A 14,136-nucleotide genomic window follows, 5' to 3' on the forward strand; every position below is an offset into this window, starting at 1 on the left:
TAATATGACTCTCTTTTTATAAAAATGTTCAGAAGTACCTCATTTACTATAGGAGCCATTATACGGATTAAAGATGATTTGGAATCCTTCTTAAAAAATGAGGTTTTTATTTTCCTAGTGTAGATGAGGAGTTGTGTTTTTCCCTCCTTGTAATAATCTTCATCTACAGAAAACAGAAAAAATGACTAAAGACATAAATTATTATTCTAATGAATTTTTATTCTAAAATTAAATAGAAGAAATATATCATAAGAAGGCACTATTTAAAGGGGGGACACGTTTGAAAAAAGTTTTAAGCGCGATACCATTATCATTACAGCATTTGTTTGCAATGTTTGGTGCAACAGTTTTGGTGCCAGCACTAACCGGTCTTGATCCAGGAAGTGCACTTATTGCCAGTGGTTTAGGAACCTTGATTTTCCATCTTATTACACGCGGAAAGGTTCCTACCTATCTAGGTTCATCCTTTGCCTTTATTGCTCCGCTAGCATTGTATGTGGGGAAGTTACATTCACCAGGTCAAGCGGTTGCAGGTCTTATCAGCGTTTCCATTGTTTATGCCATTGTATCTATTATCATTTCATTTGTCGGCTTTGAAAAAGTCCGAAAAGTAATTCCTGCAGTTGTCGTAGGACCGGTTGTAAGTATAATCGGTCTTTCGCTGGCAACCACGGCGGTGACCAACATGGCTTCGACCCATTGGGATGTCGCTATCGTCAGCCTTCTTGCAGCCGTCCTCGCTACGCTTGCAGGTACAAAGGTGATCCGCCTCTTGCCGCTCATAATTGGTCTTGCAGTAGGGTATGCTTATGCCGCGGTGCGTGGATTAGTTGATTTTGATACCATCGCCAATGCACCGACTTTTGCTCTTCCGCATGTCGTCATGCCTGAATTCACGTGGGTCGTGATCCTCGGAATGGCGCCGATTGCCCTGGTTACCATCATCGAAGACCTTGGACATATGTTTGTACTAAATGAGATTACAGGAAAAGATGTGACAAAAAGTCCTGGATTTTCAAGCATCCTATGGGGGAATGGCATTGCAACATTAATCTCCGGCTTCATCGGCGGACCTGCCCAAACAACTTACGCTGAAAACCTCGGGGTTCTAGCCATCACACGCCAATTTTCCAGTAGGATCATTCAAGGCGCTGCTGTTCTTGCGATTCTTCTTGGCTTGTTCGGTAAAGTTGGAGCTGTTATCCAATCCATTCCAGTTGCAGTGATGGGCGGCATATGTATCCTGTTGTTTGGTATGATCGCCGCAATGGGGATTCGTCACCTCATTGAGGAAAAAGTGAGTCTGGCTAATATGAAAAATTTGGTCATCGTCGCAATCATCTTCATCATCGGAGTTGGATATGCTCATAATGGTATCGCCTACGCCACCATTGCTGGATTGCTAATCCATTGGCTCGTACCTAATTTTACGACAAAGAACGAACGTTAAAATGAAAAGGTCATTCCAAACACTTGCAGCGGAATGGCTTTTTATTTGTAAGTCAACTACTCGGTCAAAGGAAAAAACCTTATTTACTTATGATACGGTTCACCGCACGTGTTTAAGGGGCTTTAAACGGCGGTTTTGTTTATCGACTAACCTTAACCCGTCTCAACGTGAATTTTTCAATCAGTATAATAAATAGTAAACTTGCTGCGCGGATGCAGATCAAGTAACTCAATTTCCAATCGTCATGAAAAACTAATATTTTTATGTTCATAAGGATAACATCGCCTAATAGCAGGATAAAAAAAGGAACCACTTTCCAATATCTTTTTTTTGGTATGTAAATACAAAATATAACAATTACAGCCATACATACATGATACAAAAAACCACTAAATAAAGTGCTGTCCCGATAAATGTTTTCAACCCAATTTACGTGAAAAAACTGTTTTCCAAAAAGCATAAGTACGCTTGTTGGAGTTTGCAAAATGATCCATGCGATCGTCCAGAAAGTTATGATTCGCGGGGACTTATGTCCTTTTCCATTTACTATGGAATACCACTTTTTCATGGCAGCCATAAAAATAAATGCTGCAATACCGGTCATATATGTGTGCCACCAATGGTGAGTGTAGACACCGGCTTTAAGAAACACAACCTCTATCAGCATGAAAACGATTGATATGAATCCAATCCAGCGATATGAGAGCTGAAAATACATGACACAAATTGCTGTTGAAGACCATAATGCTGAATTGGCAATTATATGCCCTATGATATTTTCGGCAAAAGGATCTGTATAAAGTCCGGGTTTGTATGCGTAAGCATTTAGTACAAAGAGTACAACAGCTTCACCTATCCATGACCAGCCAGTTGCGAAAACAAAATATGAAAACATATCAGCTACACTTCTCTTTTTATACACTGTATAGACGGTAATGACCGCCCCGATGGCAATCAACCCGTAGTACCAGAATATATTTGGCATAGGTTGTCCCCTCCTGTAATTCGCTGTACCTACTGTGAAAGGAAATACAACATTCATGAACTTCCCCAGTTTTATAGCCATATTAATTAATATTTCCAATGAGCACAGCGGTTAATACATAGCATATTTGGCGATTTGTATATACCTATTCCTCGCTGTCTGTAATGGCAAGTTAAAAGGCCATTCCGCGAATAGGAAAGGAATGGTCTTTTCTTTTGTTATGTTAGCGCACGAACGATTAAGAATTACGTTTTTCTTTTTAATTAGCAAAATTCAATAATTGCCTCTCTCTCCAATACGCCATCGTATATCACTTGAACTAGGTGGACCAATGATAACAGTTTGATCGATAGGCTTGAGCACTTTAGCTAACTGGGCAGCATTCACGCCATAAATTGCCTGGAACACCTCAGGAGGTGTCTTTCTCAAGATGTCGGACCCATATACAGTCTGCATGGAATTATTGTCGAAAATAGCCAGCAAGTGGGTATGATCCGTTTCCGCAATTGCCCAATGCCACCACCCCATCGGGATATACACCGTTTGAGGTGGTTTAACACGGTAACTGAGTATTTGCTGGGTAAATTGATTGAAAGTAGAAACGACAGCTTCACCTTGTATCATATAGACGAGTTCATTCGCGTTGGGGTGCCAATGAGCCTCTACGCTATGTCCTCTACTCAAATTAACGTCAAAGACGCTTAAGTTTTGCATGACAGGCAACTGTTTAGCGGTTTGCTGAAGAATAAAGTTTTGACTGTTTTTCTGGGAGTAAGGAGCACTTCTTAAGTCAAAGGATAAATTTAGTGAAGAGGAGCTTAATATATCACTGGCGGTATACATCGGGATACTCACGCTCCTTAATTAGATAATTATGAGTTCAATCGTTAAGCCCACAAATATATATATGCATGTATCCAGAAATGCGTGTTTCCATTGATACCGGATTGACGTTCAACGATAATGACAGCACAAGCTTTTTTCTCTTTCTAGTTTGTCCATACCAATGTTCCTATAGAACATAACATAATAATAAGAGTGTCTTTCTATCTTCCAGGAAAAAAATCTATGATAAGCCCCTAGGATATGACCATCATAATGTTACATTTTTTATTACTCTTTCGTTCTGTCTTGGATTATAGACACTTCCATGATATTTACTAGCTAGGGTAGTAATGAAATATCATTATTTAATAAATTGTTTTGTTTTGAAAGAAAGAACTCTTAATGATATCTCAATAAATTTTATAAAAGGAGTGGAATAACCATGTCCAATGGATGTAATCAAAATCCTATAGGAACTTGTTCGGAAGCAGAAGGAATTGGCACAATCGCCAATGGGTCAGCCTCCCATGCAGAAGGAATCAATACAAGAGCTGTAGGAAATGCTTCCCACACAGAAGGTTATATTACCGAAACGACAGCTGATACAGCACACGCCGAAGGGACCTCTACCACAGCCAGTGGAGTGGCTTCCCATGCAGAAGGATACGCCACGACGGCCGGTGGAGCACATGCTCACGCCGAAGGAAACCATACAATCGCTAGTGCTCAGGACTCTCACAGCGAGGGACGGTTCACATCAGCTAGAAATTTAGCTGCCCATGCAGAAGGAAACTCGACGACAGCCTCGGGCATTGCGTCTCATGCCGAGGGCGAAAATACTATCGCCAGCGGGCTCGTTTCTCATGCGGAAGGACAAAGTACGATAGCTCAAGGAGAATCTTCGCATGCAGAAGGCGACCAGACAGCAGCAAACGGAAGGGCGTCTCACGCGGAAGGAAACTTGACAGTGGCTAGCGGCATTTTTGCCCATGCAGAGGGGCAACGCTCCGTAGCTTCCGGGGATCTTTCCCATGCACAAGGAAATCAGACGCAGGCACTCGGCCAAAACTCTCATGCAGAAGGCGCTCTTAACATTGCGAGCGGCTTCACTTCGCACGCGGAGGGAGTGAACACGGTGGCTTCCGGATTTTTCTCCCATACGGAGGGGCAATCGACGGATGCGAACTTTTTGGAAGGCGTTCATATCATGGGAAAATTCGGTGCGGCAAACGAACTGCCGTATTCGTGGTACCTGGCTAATGGTACGGATGCTTCGACTCCGGGTTTGGCCGCTAAAATATTAAGCGACGGTAACGTCAAAATTGACGGAGCCGTCTCTACCCCGGCAGCAGATTATGCGGAAATGTTCGAAACGACAGATGGTAATCCGATCGATTTCGGCTACTTCGTCACGTTAGAAGAGAATAAAGTGCGGCGCATATCAAATGGTCAAGATGATTATATACTAGGTATCACAAGTGCAAGGCCTGCTTTCTTGGCCAATAGCGGAGAGATGCGATGGAAGCACAAGTACTTGACTACTGAATGGGGAGAAATTTTGTACGAAGACATCCCAATTTCTGCGGTTTTTGACGCTGGCGGTAATGTCATCGTGCCGCAACGGAGAGAGCGCAGGCCGGTCTTGAATCCTAATTGGGACTCTACTAAGGAATATATTCCACGCTCCGAAAGACCGGAATGGGTTGCGGTTGGTCTAATGGGGCAACTTCTAGTTCGGGATGATGGTACATGCAAAGCAAATAGTTATTGTAAACCAAACAATGAAGGGATTGCAACCTCCTCAGACCAAGGCTATAGAGTCACGAAACGTATAAGTCAAAATCAAGTCTTGGTTGTTCTTCCTCAGTTTTATCGAAATCCTAATAACAACACAGTTGATCAACTAGTTAATCTAGCAAAATTAAAAGAACAGGGCTACCTTACTGAAGAGGAATTTCAGATTGAAAAGAACAAACTATTAAACTCAAAACAAATAGGTGATGAAATTGAATCTAAATGATATTAAAAAATCTTATGAAAGCTGCCACTCTAAGTGTGCAGTAGAGGCAGGCGAGGGTGAAATAAGGGTGACAATCACCCTAATTGTCACCCTCATTTTATCTCTTTTATCACCATATTATCTTATTGATTAATTAAGCATTGAAAGGCTTTATCATATGGCTCCAGACATGTTCTAAAAGGAAAAACCGAGCCTCCTGATGTTAACTCACATGGGTTGTAATCGACTCATTTTTGGTATCGTTTTCATTAGAAAACGCATGTCTAACAGGTATGATAGCTAGGGCCGCTGCTGCTATTAAACCAGGGATGGCAAAGGCAATGAAATTTAAGTGAATCGGTAACGAAACAGATAACAGGAATCCGCCTAAAAGTGGTCCGAGCATACCACCAAGTCTTCCGATGCCAGATGCCATTCCTAATGCTGTCGATCTAATATTTGGAGGATAGTATTGTGACACATAGGCCTGGACTATATTTTGGGCACCGATGGTCGCAGCACCTGCAATGGCTACTAAGAGATAGATCAAAAATGAACTTCCGCCAAATCCGAGCAATGTCAACGCCACTGCCCCTGATGCATACATCGGAATGAGCATTTTTTTGGAGCCGTATTTATCACAAAGTCGACCAATGATCAGCGTTCCGATAATGGCACCACCTTGAAGGGTAATGAGGAAGGTTAGGCTGGAATTAAGTCCATATCCTGCTTCAATCATCAACTTAGGAAGCCAAGTATTTAAACCGTAAACCATCAATAAACAACTAAAAAAGGCGATCCAAAACATAACTGTACTTAATGCTCTTTTTTCTTTAAATAATCCAATAATAGGAACTTTTGTTTCTTGTAATTTTATTTCTACGATTTCATCATGTTTATTAAATTTTAATCCGGGGCTTACCTTAGTAAGTGCAGAGATCAATTTTTCCTTTTTGCCTGTCCGTATCAGGTAGCTTGCTGTTTCAGGTAGTTGCTTATACATAAAAGGCACCAGTAATAGAGGCAGACCTGCAAACCAAAAGATCGATTCCCAGCCGAACTTAGGCATTAAAAAGATTCCTAATAACGGAGCAAGGATTCCCCCAATCGAATAGCCGCATAATACGATGGAAACTATCATACTTCTCATGGTTTTAGGGGCATAATCTGTCAATAATGCGATGACATTTGGCATGATTCCTCCCAGTCCTAATCCTGCTAAAAAGCGAAAGGTTGAGAAAACAGTGGGTGTTTCTGCAAAGCCGCATAAGAAGGTAAAGAAACTAAACAACACTAAGGTAATTGCAATCACGTTTTTTCTTCCAATCCGGTCTGCGAGTGTTCCGAAAAGGATGGCACCGAACATCATCCCAAATAATCCATAGGTTCCGATGGCTCCTGCTTCAACAGGGGAAAGGTTCCATTTCTCTATTAAAGTTGGGACGACGGTTCCATAGACGACTAGATCATACCCGTCGAACGATATGATGAAGAAGCTCCATAGTAGTAATCCTAGATGAAAACGGTTAAATTTACTGTTAGCAATAATCTCTGTCGAATTAATTGTTGCCAAATTTTCTCCCCCTTTTTTCATTTCAAACTTAGTGAGAACGCTTACGGTAATACGATTAAGTTTGTAAGCACCATATTAATTATAGATATAGTGAATATAGTTATCTAATTAGAGATTATAAAGGGCAATTTCTATATTTTCAATATAAAAATTATAATATTTAAAGTTTTTTGTAAATTTGACATTTTTTAATGGTAAATACACAAAAAAAGCGGGGATTATCCCGCTTTTAGTTTTTTGACTTCTACTATTTATTCTTATTCCTCATTTGATAAAAATCCGAAACTACGGGATATTTCTTTGCTGGTTTGGATGAAAAATTGACTTAGTTCCTCTTCTTCATTACTGGGGATTAACTCGGAAAAACCTACGATTGTTACAGCTCCAAGGAGTTTCTTTTTAAAGTTAAAGACTGGGAACGAAACAGAGGACACGGATGATACCAGCGGCTCCCTTGCAAAAGAAATTTCTTTCTCCTGAATCAATCTGCGTTCTACTTCCAGTTGGCTAACCTTTTCTGGAGGACTTTGTAGCAATTCCCTCGTTTTCCACTCACGAATCGTTTGCTCATCCATGAAGGCCATAAATACTTTCCCTGCTGAGGAATAAATGGGAAGTAAGGTTCCGATCTGAGCTCCAATATTATATCCTCGATTGGTGTTAATATCTTTAACGATCATTGGACCATTATGGGTCCAACTGGAATAAAGGACAGTGCTTGAACTTTTTTCGTTCAGCTCTTGTAAGTAAGGGGTGATTCGATCGATAACATTTTCGTGATCGACTGCGGCCATTCCGTATTCAATTAACTTACTTCCCAGGACATAGGATCCAGAAGATTTATCACGATAAAGGATTCCTAATTGTGTAAAGGTATTTAAGTATTTATAAAGATTACTTTTTGTAATCTGTGTTAGATCTTGAATATCGGTAAATTTTAATGGCCTTCCTTGTTTGGCCATTAAATCTAGGATACCCATTCCGATTTGTAATGATTGAATGGTCGTTCCTTTTTTTGTGACTTCCATTGTGAACCTCCTTAAAACCCTCTTTATTATTTCCTATATTAGCATAGCGGTGAATCATATCCCACAGTTATTCATGACCAATGATATGTTGTAAGGAAATACATAATTAGGGGAACTTACTACATAATTTTTGGGACTTTAGACTAAAAAAAGAAGTGGAGGTTTTCACATATTTATAAAGTCAATTCATTTAGCCTCTTCGGAGTATGTTTACATTTCTTTAATCTTATTTACCTAATCCCTACAAAATTTCCATTAATCCTTAATGAATGCTAGTTAAACTATAAATAGATAGAAAAAGCATTTATGAGGAGGAATATTTACATTATGGAAAATCAAGTATCTAAAGATGGCATGAATCGACGAGATTTCTTAAAAGCGGGAGGAATGAGCACACTTGCAATTACGCTTGGATCAACCGGAGTGTTAACACTCGGTTCAAAAGCATTTGCGGATACTGCGAATAATCCTACCAGCGGTTTTGGTGGGTATGGTCCTTTGGTTCAGGATCTGAATGGAGTTCTAGATCTTCCAAAAGGATTTCATTATAAGATTATTTCCGAAGAGGGCGGTCAGCTGACAAACGGCGGAAAAATCCCTGGAGCCTTTGATGGAATGGCAGCTTTTGAAGGACCTAACAATACAACCATTCTTGTTCGTAATCATGAATTGAGTCCAGGTGCAGCAAATCCGGTGATTGGAACCAAGCCTTATGATGCCGCAGCTGCAGGGGGTACAACTGCACTAGTTATTAGCCCAAATCGAAACGTCATCAAAGAATATGTAACCTCTTCCGGTACCATTCGAAATTGTGCAGGAGGAGCGACACCTTGGGGTACGTGGCTGACTTGTGAAGAAACACGTTCGGCGACGCACGGATATGTATTCGAAGTGGACCCGCAGCAGCCTGAGAATGAAATGTCCAGAACTCCAATTAAGGAAATGGGACGCTTTTCTCACGAAGCCTGTGCGATTGATCCGGCGACAGGATATGTTTACTTGACTGAGGATGCAACTCCAAGTTATTTCTATCGTTTTATCCCAAATGATACCACCCAACAGCCGGGTGCCCTGCAAAAAGGCGGCAAGCTTTATGCGGCGGCGATTGAAGAGGTAGCTGGCCCATCAGCAAGCACATTTAAAACAGGACAAACCTTTAAGATTGTCTGGAAGGAACTAGATCCTCATTTATGCCGCGAGGATGCCAAGGCACAAGGCTGTATTGAATTCAAAAAATTAGAGGGAGCGTTCTTCCAAGCGGGTGTCTTTTGGTTCGATGACAGCTCTGCCGGCGAAAAAAATCTTGGACGCATTTACCGCTACATTCCTGGCACCAATACCTTGGAGCTTTTCTATGAGGCAACAGATGCAAAAGACATGGAATCTCCGGATAACATTGCTATGACTCCATGGGGCGACCTTTGGTTCGTGGAAGATGGAGCAGGTGACGATCGACTTATGGGAATTACACCTGAAGGCAAAATCTATCCTTTTGCCCACAATCGTCTCAATGGATCTGAAATGACAGGGCCTACCTTCTCGCCTGACGGAAACACGCTTTTTGTTAACATTCAAAGCCCAGGCAGAACCTTTGCCATCTGGGGTCCATTTGCACGCAGTAACTCTGCCCGTGCAAGGGAAATGTCTTACGCTGCTCCTTCGAAAAATTTTGCACCACAGGTCTCTAACAAGGTTGCCCAGTTTGCCGAGAGTCAAGGAATGTCGATTCTGGAAGCAGCAGCATTTGAGCGCCACGGACTGAAGATTTAACCTTTATATGAATCTATAAAAAGATGTAAACCGGCCCTGTGTCTGGTTTACATCTTTTCTTTTTGACTTATGTTGGATGGCTCGTTGATGGACCATTTCATAAAAAAAGAAGTCTTAGCACTTAGACTAAGACTTCTTTATCATTTACGCAGCTAGATTCATTTGTAGTTTTCGCCGATACACGACCTTTGATAATAGAACGCTGCATTCATATAGGAAAATCAGGGGGATGATTACCAATATGTCTGATAGAAAATCCGGCGGGGTGATGAAGATTGCGAATAAAATTAGCACAAAATAGGCGTATTTTCGAATCTTTTGCAATCTATATGGGTTCAGCACTCCGACACTTGTTAGGAACATGATAATCACTGGAAGTTCAAATAAAAATCCAAATGGAAGCGTCATATGAATTAAAAACATAAAGTACTTTTCTGTTGTAAAAAAGGTCATAAACATTTCCTCTGACATCGAGAGGAGGAATTGAAATACCGTTGGAAAAATGACAAAATAACCAAAGCAAATTCCGATAATAAATAGAAGGAATAGTGCTGGAATATAAGCCAGCGTTACTTTACGTTCCGTTTCTTTCAATGCGGGACGGACAAACAGCCAAGTTTGATAGGCGGCCATTGGGATGGTTCCTGCAATGGCCACGACACTTGATAGGATCATATAGACCCATAAAATGTCGCTCGGTCCTAATATGGCCAGCTTCACTTCTAAGTCCTTCACTAGCCAGTGATAAATGTCCTGTACATAGATAAAGGATACAATGAAGAACAGGATAAAAGTTCCTAGTACGAAAATGAGACGTTTACGTAATTCTTCAAAATGACCAATCAGGGCCATATCGTGGTTTTTCATCAGGTCCTCCTTATGAAAAAGAAGATGCAAGCCTCCTTACATCTTCCTAAAAAATGATTTGGATTAAATGGCTTTTTCCTCCTTTTTGAGCTGTGCTTTTGCCGGCTCTTCATCGGTAACTAAATCTCTTGTTGATTTTTTGAATTCCTTTAATGTGGAGCCAACCGCGCGACCTAACTCCGGTAATTTTGAAGGGCCGAAAATGATTAAGGCGATTACAAGAATAAGAATCAAACCAGGAATCCCAATATTTTGTAGCATTTAAAATTTCCTCCTCTTATATGGCTGTATACCTAAGAATAAAGTACGTAGTGGATTTTCATCTCCATCTATGATTATAGGTTACTACCATCACTATGTTAATTAAGTGAGTGTAAAGAATTGTAAATAAACGATTAATTCTATTAATCGTCTGTAAATATGTTCGAGATGGGGAAGAAGCGAATCGTGCCCGTGACCAAGGAAAAACGGAGTCAGCGGGAACGATGTTAATGAATCAACCCATGAATCTGTTAGTTTTTTTCAAAAAACAGTAAACATGGCGAAATTTCCCTCCCTTGTCAGTACCTTTCGTTTGCCAAAAACTCGTATTTAATATATTATGAATTCAAGATAAAAATAAATACGATTTTTAAGGAGAGTTTAAATAGATGAATGTATTAGTAGTGAAAGCAAACAACCGTCCAGCTTCTGAAGCTGTTTCTAGTAAAATGTATGAAACTTTCATGGAGAACTTAGAAGGCGTCAATGTAACGACTTATGATGTTTTTGCTGAAGATATGCCTTACTTTGGTCAAGATTTATTCAACGCGTTCGGTAAATTACAATCAGGCGAAGAGATGACAGATGTCGAACAACGTATTTTAGCTGCTAAACAAAAAGCAATGGATGCCTTAACTGCCGCGGACGTAGTGGTATTTGCCTTCCCGCTTTGGAATTTAACGATCCCTGCTAAATTACAAACGTTTATCGACTATGTATACGCAGCTGGTTTCGCATTTAAATACAGTGAAACTGGTCAATTAATCAGCTTAATGACTGACAAAAAAGCCGTTATCCTAAGTGCTCGCGGAGGCATTTACTCGACGCCTGAAACTGCACCAATGGAAATGGCAGCAACGTATATAAAAAATGTATTTGGCGGCGTATTCGGTATGGAAATCGTTGATGAAGTAATTATCGAAGGTCATAACGCGATGCCAGCACAAGCTGAAACTATTATTTCTGAAGGTCTAGCAAAAGTGGCAGAGGTAGCAAAGAATTTTTCAGCTGTGACGGCCTAAGGAGAAATAGATTATTAATTATAGTGTTTTTAGGTGCAAAATGCCCTGGTTAGAATAGCCTCTCCCAGGGCTTTTTACATTACTCAGATCCAGAAGTTACAGAACCAAGGTAATTCTCTACGTAAAAAAGAGGTAAAACAACTTTATCCTGATTTAATGCGGATTGCTTTGTATTACTACCCAAGTTGGCAACATGCCATAGAAGAAAGTAAAGTAGGTTAGAATATCTAATTTCCATCAAGACAATAGATTACCATGAACTCTGGTAACAAAAAGGTTTCGCTCCCTGTGAAGCCTTTTTTTCATGCTTAAAGTTCTTTTAAAGATTACCTAATTTGCAGTATTTTTACATAAATTCATCATTCGATTGGAATTTTTTACTATCGTTCCATTTCTTTGATTTGTCCCTCATATAGTTGTGGTCTTGGTAATTTTTCATCGTCTTTTTAGACTTCTTTCAATGTTTTACTCCATTAAATTATATTCGTTATACGTACGTCATGTTTATTAAGCTTTTTGAGGCTTACTGTAAAGGTTGTAACATTATTATCTACCATGTAAGAATCTTAATAGATTTTTAACATAAAAGTTTCCCATTCTTTCAATGAAAATCCCAACCTCTATGTTAAGATAATTCAAAGCCAATTTTTCAGGAAGTATTCTTTATTGATATTAAATATAATTGGCGAAACATTAACCATTCTTATATGAATGGTTAATGTATAAAAGGAGGTCTTTTTTTGAAACGAAAATTACAGGCAATGTTTCTTGCCATACCGATGCTTTTCTCTGTTCCTTCTATCAGCTTAGCAGAAGTAGCAGAAGGAGATGTCATTGTTACATTAGGAGAAAACCTAACCGAACAGCAAAAAAATGAAATGTTAGCAGAGTTAGCGGTACCGGAAAACGCACAAATTATTACCGTATCCAATAAAGAAGAGCATGATTATTTAGGGGAGTCTATTCCTAAGGCACAAATTGGTTCTATTGCTATTTCATCAGCGAGCATCACAATCGGTGCCAAAGATTCCGGGTTAGACGTTCAAACGAACAATATTACATGGGTTACGGATGAAATGTATACAAATGCCTTGTTTACGGCGGGTGTAAAGGATGCAACAATTCAGATTACCGCTCCGTTTTCTGTTACAGGTACAGCTGCTGACAGGAATTATGAAAGCTTACGAAACGACAACTAATGAAGAAATTCCTGAAGAAATCAAAAAAGTGGCGAATGAAGAAATGGTGAAAACCGCACAGCTCGGTGACTCCATTGGAGCGGAAAATGCTGCTGCTCTCATGGGAAAAGTCAAGGATGAAATCGCCAAGAATGAACCGAAAACAGAAGCTGACTTGCGTGCATTAATTGAACAAGTTGCCACGGAGCTTGGGATTACTTTAAAAGATGCAGAGTTAGATATGTTAGTAGACTTCTTCAATAAACTAAATGCTATGGATATTGACTGGAACCAAGTAAAAGAACAATTTAGTGTTACGACAGAAAAAATCTCGACATATTTGCAATCTGAAGAGGGTCAGTCATTTTTACAAAAGCTGCAAGATTTCTTAAAATGCTTACTTGATGAGGCTCGTGTCCTCTTTGCTTAATGAACAAAGGTTAATATTGCAAACTATCAAAATAAAACTTTTTGATTTTAAGGAAAAATGAAGGAAAAAAGAAAATGTTGTTAAAAATAATAAATACCATCACTTCTATGACCGTGAACTCCAATTAAGCATGAATAGGGGTAGTGCCGATAGCTTAGACTCGCTGATCAAGGAAACGACTGAATCATACATAAATAACATTCCTCAAATTAATGGAGAGGACAAATTGATAAGTGTGACAGATATGTTGGCCTCAAAAATATTACTCGGTGTATATAGAAATGTACCGGCCTATGATCGATATTTAAAAGATGCCTTAAAGCTGCATGGGATTAACCAGCAATTTAATGAAGCGTCATTACTAGAAATAGTCGGCTTTTACAATCTTTATCGAGATGAATTCGATAAATGCCACCAATTATTTAGTGAAGATGGGACTCACTATACGCCAATGAAGCTAATCGATATGTATTTTTGGCAGGTTGGTTTTTTAATGGATACTGTTGATGAAAGTAATATTGAACTAGTAAAAATTAGGGAATTTACTGCTACATTTTCTAACATTAGAGGTAGGCAATACAATAATGGAGGATTAGTTATGCAAAAATTTATTAAAAATCCAGGATTAACGGATAGAATTCGAGAGTTTATTATTAGTAGATTAAAACTAGCCAAAGAAGAGGGAATTACTTCAATTAATCTACAAGAAAATCCGGGGCGTGACAGGCACGGAATCTAATCCTTCATT

General features: G+C 39.6%; 11 protein-coding genes and 1 pseudogene. 6 read left to right on the forward strand and 6 right to left on the reverse strand.

The features are described 5' to 3' along the window. Positions 1 to 280 precede the first annotated feature (280 nt). Positions 281 to 1,450, forward strand: coding sequence for a uracil-xanthine permease family protein (locus tag J7E67_RS17060; RefSeq protein ID WP_214732455.1), 1,170 nt, complete (start codon positions 281 to 283; stop codon positions 1,448 to 1,450). Positions 1,451 to 1,589: 139 nt separating this feature from the next. Here the strand turns inward: J7E67_RS17060 and J7E67_RS17065 are convergent, their stop codons facing one another. Together J7E67_RS17065 and J7E67_RS17070 are read right to left on the reverse strand one after the other, a co-directional pair. Beyond that, complete coding sequence (locus J7E67_RS17065; RefSeq protein ID WP_214732456.1) at positions 1,590 to 2,435, reverse strand: hypothetical protein; 846 nt, start codon at positions 2,433 to 2,435, stop codon at positions 1,590 to 1,592. Positions 2,436 to 2,708: 273 nt separating this feature from the next. After that, positions 2,709 to 3,278 carry a cupin domain-containing protein gene (locus J7E67_RS17070; protein ID WP_214732457.1) on the reverse strand — a complete coding sequence of 190 codons (570 nt, stop codon included), beginning with the start codon at positions 3,276 to 3,278 and terminating at the stop codon, positions 2,709 to 2,711. Positions 3,279 to 3,702: 424 nt separating this feature from the next. Between J7E67_RS17070 and J7E67_RS17075 the strand changes: the two genes are divergently transcribed. After that, on the forward strand, positions 3,703 to 5,280 hold the full coding sequence (locus tag J7E67_RS17075; RefSeq protein ID WP_214732458.1) for a peptidase G2 autoproteolytic cleavage domain-containing protein: 1,578 nt from the start codon (positions 3,703 to 3,705) through the stop codon (positions 5,278 to 5,280). Positions 5,281 to 5,482: 202 nt separating this feature from the next. Here the strand turns inward: J7E67_RS17075 and J7E67_RS17080 are convergent, their stop codons facing one another. Together J7E67_RS17080 and J7E67_RS17085 are read right to left on the reverse strand one after the other, a co-directional pair. Next, a complete protein-coding gene (locus J7E67_RS17080) occupies positions 5,483 to 6,832 on the reverse strand; it encodes an MFS transporter (protein ID WP_214732459.1) in 1,350 nt (449 codons plus the stop codon). A 257-nt stretch (positions 6,833 to 7,089) separates the two neighbouring features. Further along, positions 7,090 to 7,860, reverse strand: a complete 771-nt coding sequence (locus tag J7E67_RS17085) for an IclR family transcriptional regulator (protein ID WP_214732460.1) — start codon at positions 7,858 to 7,860, stop codon at positions 7,090 to 7,092. A gap of 327 nt (positions 7,861 to 8,187) precedes the next feature. Here J7E67_RS17085 and J7E67_RS17090 point away from each other — a divergent pair, with 327 nt between their 5' ends. After that, the gene (locus tag J7E67_RS17090; protein WP_214732461.1) at positions 8,188 to 9,630 is read left to right on the forward strand and encodes an alkaline phosphatase PhoX; all 1,443 of its coding nucleotides are present in this window, start codon (positions 8,188 to 8,190) and stop codon (positions 9,628 to 9,630) included. Between the two features lie 144 nt (positions 9,631 to 9,774). Here J7E67_RS17090 and tatC read toward each other — a convergent pair whose 3' ends face one another. Continuing rightward, entirely contained in the window at positions 9,775 to 10,497 is a 723-nt protein-coding gene (tatC, locus tag J7E67_RS17095) for a twin-arginine translocase subunit TatC (RefSeq protein WP_214732462.1), read from the reverse strand. Between the two features lie 63 nt (positions 10,498 to 10,560). Further along, positions 10,561 to 10,758, reverse strand: coding sequence for a twin-arginine translocase TatA/TatE family subunit (gene tatA, locus J7E67_RS17100; RefSeq protein ID WP_214712365.1), 198 nt, complete (start codon positions 10,756 to 10,758; stop codon positions 10,561 to 10,563). A gap of 389 nt (positions 10,759 to 11,147) precedes the next feature. Between tatA and J7E67_RS17105 the strand changes: the two genes are divergently transcribed. From J7E67_RS17105 to J7E67_RS17115, 3 genes and pseudogenes are all read left to right on the forward strand, one after another. Continuing rightward, positions 11,148 to 11,780 carry an FMN-dependent NADH-azoreductase gene (locus J7E67_RS17105; protein ID WP_214712363.1) on the forward strand — a complete coding sequence of 211 codons (633 nt, stop codon included), beginning with the start codon at positions 11,148 to 11,150 and terminating at the stop codon, positions 11,778 to 11,780. A 740-nt stretch (positions 11,781 to 12,520) separates the two neighbouring features. Continuing rightward, a pseudogene (locus tag J7E67_RS17110) lies at positions 12,521 to 13,388 on the forward strand (DUF1002 domain-containing protein). Between the two features lie 226 nt (positions 13,389 to 13,614). After that, positions 13,615 to 14,127, forward strand: a complete 513-nt coding sequence (locus tag J7E67_RS17115; RefSeq protein ID WP_214732488.1) for a hypothetical protein — start codon at positions 13,615 to 13,617, stop codon at positions 14,125 to 14,127. Positions 14,128 to 14,136: the final 9 nt, after the last annotated feature.

Source organism: Bacillus sp. ISL-46 (genome assembly GCF_018613205.1).

What these genes read in the sequence shown, in the direction of transcription:
- J7E67_RS17065 (WP_214732456.1), bottom strand. Translation starts at nt 2,435, where the DNA reads ATGCCAAATATATTCTGGTACTACGGGTTGATTGCCATCGGGGCGGTC.
- J7E67_RS17070 (WP_214732457.1), bottom strand. Translation starts at nt 3,278, where the DNA reads ATGTATACCGCCAGTGATATATTAAGCTCCTCTTCACTAAATTTATCC.
- J7E67_RS17075 (WP_214732458.1), top strand. Translation starts at nt 3,703, where the DNA reads ATGTCCAATGGATGTAATCAAAATCCTATAGGAACTTGTTCGGAAGCA.
- J7E67_RS17085 (WP_214732460.1), bottom strand. Translation starts at nt 7,860, where the DNA reads ATGGAAGTCACAAAAAAAGGAACGACCATTCAATCATTACAAATCGGA.
- J7E67_RS17090 (WP_214732461.1), top strand. Translation starts at nt 8,188, where the DNA reads ATGGAAAATCAAGTATCTAAAGATGGCATGAATCGACGAGATTTCTTA.
- tatC (WP_214732462.1), bottom strand. Translation starts at nt 10,497, where the DNA reads ATGAAAAACCACGATATGGCCCTGATTGGTCATTTTGAAGAATTACGT.
- tatA (WP_214712365.1), bottom strand. Translation starts at nt 10,758, where the DNA reads ATGCTACAAAATATTGGGATTCCTGGTTTGATTCTTATTCTTGTAATC.
- J7E67_RS17105 (WP_214712363.1), top strand. Translation starts at nt 11,148, where the DNA reads ATGAATGTATTAGTAGTGAAAGCAAACAACCGTCCAGCTTCTGAAGCT.